Source organism: Kitasatospora sp. NPDC057542 (assembly GCF_042801945.1).
Taxonomy (GTDB): Bacteria; Actinomycetota; Actinomycetes; order Streptomycetales; family Streptomycetaceae; genus Kitasatospora.
This window is the reverse complement of sequence record NZ_JBHVFE010000765.1, coordinates 1-2,189: the sequence shown is the minus strand read 5'-3', so window position 1 is coordinate 2,189 and position 2,189 is coordinate 1. Positions and strand designations below refer to the sequence as shown.

1 protein-coding gene is annotated in these 2,189 nt (G+C 66.8%); it reads right to left on the bottom strand.

Annotation, left to right across the window (positions count from 1 at the left end; all coding sequences use genetic code 11):
- Nucleotides 1–127 precede the first annotated feature (127 nt).
- Nucleotides 128–1,594, bottom strand: coding sequence for a group II intron reverse transcriptase/maturase (gene ltrA, locus ACFU7Y_RS43235; protein ID WP_380771944.1), 1,467 nt, complete (start codon nt 1,592–1,594; stop codon nt 128–130).
- Nucleotides 1,595–2,189 lie beyond the last annotated feature (595 nt).

The following is a 2,189-nucleotide window of genomic DNA, read 5'->3' as shown; positions in this document are numbered from 1 at the left end:
CGGTTGAGTCGGCCTGGAGCGCGGTTCCAGTGTTGCTACCGGTCCGTTTCTCCAGGCCGCTCTCCGAACCCGGCGTGCCCATTACTGAGCACCGGGCTCTCCACGGTTACTGCCGTTGGGGTGTTGCTCAGGCGGTAGGCCAGGGGCTGGGGATCGTGTTGCCCCGGTAGCGGTACCGAGTAATCGCCGGTGTCCGTGCGGGGTTGACCAACTCGATGCCGTCCGCAGTGATCGGCAGCCAGGTTCCGTGGGGGCCGAGCAGCCATCTGCGGACGTCCTTCCACGTCCAGTGATGCAGTGTCATGAGCCACCTGATCACGCGGTGCCACAGGAAGATCCCGAGCGTGCGGAACGTGTGCTTGGCCACTGCGTGCCGGAAGTAGTTGCTCCAGCCGTGCACGATCTGGTTGATCCGGATCAGCACGTCCCTGGGGTTGGCCTGTGACGTCCTGTGGGTCAGGGCACGGATCTTGTCCTTCACCAACTTGGTGGGCCGGTCGGCGATGAACGCGTAGACGTACCACTTGTTGCTTCCCCGCTTGCGGCGCCACTGGATGTGGAACCCGAGGAAGTCGAACCCTTGCTCCATGTGAACGATCCTGGTCTTTGCTGGTGAGAGCTTCAGTCCCAGGGGTTCGAGCACGTGGGCGACCTCGTTCTGAATCGCGAGGGCGTCGTCGGCCGTGCCGTGGACCAGGATCGCGAAGTCGTCCGCGTAGCGGACGATTCGCCAGTTGGCCTGGCCGTGCCGACGGCGTTTCCTGCGCGGGTACTGGCTCTCCATCCGCCCGCCCGGCAGCCAGTCGCGATGCCAGTGCTCGTCGAGCGCGGACAGGGCGATGTTGGCCAGGAGTGGGGAGAGGATGCCGCCTTGCGGTGTGCCGGTGTGGGTTTCTCGCCTGTCGCCGGACTCGGTCATGATTCCGGACTTGAGGAACGCCTTCACCAGCGCCAGGACTCGCTTGTCCTTGACTCTGGCCCGCACCCGGTCCATGAGGGCGGAGTGCGAGATGGAGTCAAAGCACGCCTCGATGTCGGCGTCGAGCACCCAGAGATAGCCCTTGGTGCCGAAACGCTGGATCTCGGCGATCGCGTCCTGAGCGCGCCGCTTGGGTCGGAACCCGTAGGAGACCGGCAGGAAGTCGGCCTCGAAGATGGGTTCGAGCACCAGTTTCAGTGCGGCCTGGACGGTTCGGTCGGCCACGGTGGGAATGCCGAGGCTTCTCAGCTTTCCTGACCCACCGGGCTTTGGGATCTTGCGTTCCCTCACCGGCAGAGGCCGGAAGCGGCCGGACTTCACGTCCGAGCGCAGACCGTCCAGGAATGCCAGGGTGCCGATGTCCCGTTCGACGTCGAAGGCCGTCAGGCCGTCCACGCCGGCGGTCCGGGCTCCCTGGTTGCCCGCGACCCGGTCGAACGCCATGCTCAGCGTCGCCGGGTCGTGTACGAGGTTGAACAGGTCGTCGAACACACGGCCGGGATCGGCCGTTGCCCAACGGTGAAGTTTGGCCTGCATCTCCAGTACCCGACCAGAGGGGCCCAAGGGGCTCGCTCCGGCCGGTGCGCTGCCGTTCGGCGGCGCGACTTCCGGCATTGCAGTCTCCTTCCCTTCTCGTAACCGCTGCCGCCCTTCCCCCTGTGCCGGGCTCTCCCCGGCTCCGAGTACTACGGCGGCTCCGCCCCGTTCCGGCCCGATCGGCCGACGGTGGACCCAGCCATCCCATCCGCGCTGGCAGCACGGCAGTTGGCGGGACCGGAACGGTTCCCACGTTCACTGCTGACCATTCGTCGCAGTAGGTGCCCGACTCTGTCCCGGCGGCATCGCCACGGTTACGCCGCAGACATTCACCGTGGCCTCCCGGGCCCGCATATCCAGACCTGCCCGGGAGTTCCCCGCTCCGTAATGAAGGAGCAGGTGCGCGCCGCACCCGGCCCAGATCCACCAGGTTGGGGCCGGTGACTCATTTCAGGACGTAAGCGCCGGTTCCTCTCGTGCACCTCTGCGTCTCGCTCGCCGGACCCGACCCATCTGGCAGTGCTGGGCCGTCCCGGCTTTGTCGCGGCTGCTTTCCGCCCTCGCCGACACCTCTCGGGTCGGGCTGCCGCCAGCTACGCTTGCCCCGCTGCGACGGGGCCCGCGGTGCAGGTCTTTCACCTCCACATGGTCGAACAGCGCCTCGTGGCGCACG